Source organism: Bergeriella denitrificans NBRC 102155, from assembly GCF_001592185.1.
GTDB lineage: Bacteria > Pseudomonadota > Gammaproteobacteria > Burkholderiales > Neisseriaceae > Neisseria > Neisseria denitrificans.
In genome coordinates, this window is the sequence record NZ_BCWL01000281.1 from 1 (window position 1) to 2,095 (window position 2,095).

Below are 2,095 nucleotides of genomic sequence, written 5' to 3' on the forward strand. Positions count from 1 at the left end.
GCGGCTTGCTACCTTGTCTCATTCTGTGTTATTCGACTATATCGAAACAGCGCATCATACCCGAAACTCGGGCGGCAGGCATAGCCGCCCCGTTTTCAGACGGCCGATTTCGGCAAAGAAAGGATACGATTATGGCGATTTTGATTACCGGCGCATCGGCCGGATTCGGCGCGGCAATGAGCCGTGCGTTTGCAGCAGCAGGCTACGATGTCATCGGCGCGGCACGGCGCGAAGATAAGCTGCAAGAGCTGGCAGGCGAGCTGGGCGCCCGTTTCCGCCCGCTGGTGATGGATATGGGCAAGACCGAATCCATCGCCGCCGCGCTGCAAAGCCTGCCCGAAGATGTGGAAATCGACTGCCTGATTAACAACGCCGGCCTTGCCCTGGGCTTGGACAGCGCCGATAAAGCCGATTTTGCCGACTGGGAAACCATGATTCAAACCAATATCGTCGGTCTGACTTTTCTGACCCGCCGCATCCTGCCGCAGATGGTGGCACGCAAGGCCGGCTATATCATCAATATCGGCTCGATTGCCGGCACTTACCCCTATCCCGGCGGCAATGTATATGGTGCAACCAAAGCCTATGTGCGCCAATTCAGCCTGAACCTGCGCGCCGATTTGGCCGGTACGGGCGTGCGCGTGAGCAATATCGAGCCGGGGCTGTGCGGCGGCACCGAGTTTTCCAACGTGCGCTTCAAAGGCGATGACGAACGCGCCGCCAAGCTGTATGAAAACGTGCAGTTTATCCGCCCCGAAGACATTGCCGATACCGCCTTGTGGCTGTATCAGCGCCCCGCGCATATGAATGTGAACAGCATCGAAATCATGCCCGTGGCCCAAAGCTTCGGCGCGCTGCCCGTCACCCGCGAAGCCGCCTTACCTGCCGTGGCGGAACACGGTTTTGAAGAAAAGAGCACGTCGCTGTTTTCTAAAATCAAATCTTGGTTTAAATAGGCCGTATGAGAATACATAGTTAAATTCCTAAAAAGCCGAAATATGTCAGATTTTGAGCGCATACCGGTATTTTGGTGGAAAAGTAGAATCTTTAAATGCTGTCATTAGCTACGCAAGTCCGCTGCGCTTCCCCCGCGCAGGCGGGAAAGACAGCAGTCAGGATTTTTGTTTTTAGGAATTCCACTATAGCGATATTTGAACGACAAAAAGCCGTCTGAAAATCAGCGATTTTCAGACGGCTTTTTTTACAAATTAGTCAATGCATCAATCACGACAGGGCTGCACCAGCACCCAGGGCGCAACGACAACCGCCCACATATCGCGGTCTTCATCAAAAAACTGCTGCGCCTGCGTTTCGCTGACCACGTCGAAGCGGCCGGCGTCCATCAAGGGTTTGAGCGCGGCGGTATCGTCGGCGGCCATTTGGCGGGCAACTTCGATTAAGTCCAAATCGGGGGCAACGTAAACGGCCGCACCGCGTGCGAAATGCGGCTGCAGCTCGCGCCAGCCGATGCGGGCGGTTTCGGTATTGAGTTTTTCGTGCAGTAAAGGTTCGGACATAGAATGCTCCCGCATCAGGCTTTGCCGGTGCTGCCGAAGCCGCCTTCGCCGCGTTCGCTGGCAGCAAATTCCGTCACCACTTTGAAAGCGGCCTGTACCACAGGCACAATCACCATCTGGGCGATGCGCTCCATCGGCTCGATGGTAAAGGCTTCGCGGCCGCGGTTCCATACGGAAACTTTCAGCTCGCCCTGGTAGTCGGAATCAATCAGGCCGACCAAATTGCCGAGCACGATGCCGTGTTTGTGTCCCAAGCCCGAGCGGGGCAGCAATACGGCGGCATAATCGGGGTTACGCAGATAAACAGCCAGGCCGGTCGGCACCAAAAAAGTATCGCCGGGTGCAAGGGTCACCGGCGCATCCAGGCAGGCGCGCAAATCCAGGCCGGCGGAGCCGGGCGTGGCGTAGGCGGGCAGGCGGTCGGCCATTTGGGGATTGAGGATTTTCAGTTCGACTTCGGTATGCATGGCGGGCTTTCGGATAATTGCAAACGGCGCATTATATAGTGAAATTTCTAAAAAACAAAAATTCCGGCATTCGTTCCAAAGTTGGCATATTTCGTTTTTTAGAAATTTAAC

At 55.5% G+C, this 2,095-nt stretch carries 3 protein-coding genes; 1 reads left to right on the forward strand and 2 read right to left on the reverse strand.

The window, feature by feature from the left end:
- The first annotated feature begins 131 nt into the window (after nt 1-131).
- Nucleotides 132-956, forward strand: a complete 825-nt coding sequence (locus BDE01S_RS10185; RefSeq protein ID WP_066081158.1) for an SDR family NAD(P)-dependent oxidoreductase — start codon at nt 132-134, stop codon at nt 954-956.
- 264 nt (nt 957-1,220) lie between these two features.
- Here the strand turns inward: BDE01S_RS10185 and BDE01S_RS10190 are convergent, their stop codons facing one another.
- Nucleotides 1,221-1,517 (reverse strand): DUF2288 domain-containing protein, encoded by a 297-nt coding sequence (locus tag BDE01S_RS10190; protein ID WP_066081161.1) that lies wholly within the window; start codon nt 1,515-1,517, stop codon nt 1,221-1,223.
- A 14-nt stretch (nt 1,518-1,531) separates the two neighbouring features.
- Nucleotides 1,532-1,984, reverse strand: a complete 453-nt coding sequence (gene dut, locus BDE01S_RS10195) for a dUTP diphosphatase (protein ID WP_066081166.1) — start codon at nt 1,982-1,984, stop codon at nt 1,532-1,534.
- Nucleotides 1,985-2,095: the final 111 nt, after the last annotated feature.

Excerpts from the sequence above, each read along its gene's own strand:
- BDE01S_RS10185 (WP_066081158.1), top strand. The coding sequence starts at position 132 with ATGGCGATTTTGATTACCGGCGCATCGGCCGGATTCGGCGCGGCAATG.
- BDE01S_RS10190 (WP_066081161.1), bottom strand. The coding sequence starts at position 1,517 with ATGTCCGAACCTTTACTGCACGAAAAACTCAATACCGAAACCGCCCGC.
- dut (WP_066081166.1), bottom strand. The coding sequence starts at position 1,984 with ATGCATACCGAAGTCGAACTGAAAATCCTCAATCCCCAAATGGCCGAC.